The following is a 422-nucleotide window of genomic DNA, read 5'->3' as shown; positions in this document are numbered from 1 at the left end:
CCAGCGTGCCCCCGGATTCATTTGCATAGGAGGTTCCGGCAAATCATGCGTGACGATGCGTTTGCCATCTTCCAGCGCCACAATAACACGCTCGGTGATTTCCAGTGTGAAGGCCATATCGACGGTTTCTTTATCCAGAATTTCCAGATCAAATTTGATTGCGGTTTCAGGATTAAAGCCCGGCTCGCGTACACTCATCCACTCCAGTACAGCGATAATCAAGTCATCGGTTTTGCCTTTCCAATCAGTGACAATAACCCGTGCCGCTGTTTTGTAATTGTGGGAGTAGTTAGTGGCGGGGTAAAAAATTATGCGGCCATCTTCAATAAATACCAGCAGCTGATCCGGGTTGCGTTTCAGGTCTGGTATTCTTTTTTCAAGATAGCCTCGCAAGTCAGCGAGTTTTTTCATTTTGCTTTGCT

Annotated in this window: 1 protein-coding gene; it reads right to left on the bottom strand. The window is 46.9% G+C overall.

The annotated features are described in order from the left end of the window. A partial coding sequence (locus A596_RS23275) for a phage tail protein (protein WP_039918846.1) occupies positions 1–411 on the bottom strand: 411 nt, incomplete at its 3' end. Positions 412–422: the final 11 nt, after the last annotated feature.

Source organism: Cellvibrio mixtus subsp. mixtus J3-8 (assembly GCF_000766945.1).
Classification (GTDB): domain Bacteria; phylum Pseudomonadota; class Gammaproteobacteria; order Pseudomonadales; family Cellvibrionaceae; genus Cellvibrio; species Cellvibrio mixtus_A.
The sequence above is the reverse complement of the archived record's forward strand: the minus strand, read 5'-3'. Positions and strand labels throughout refer to the sequence as shown.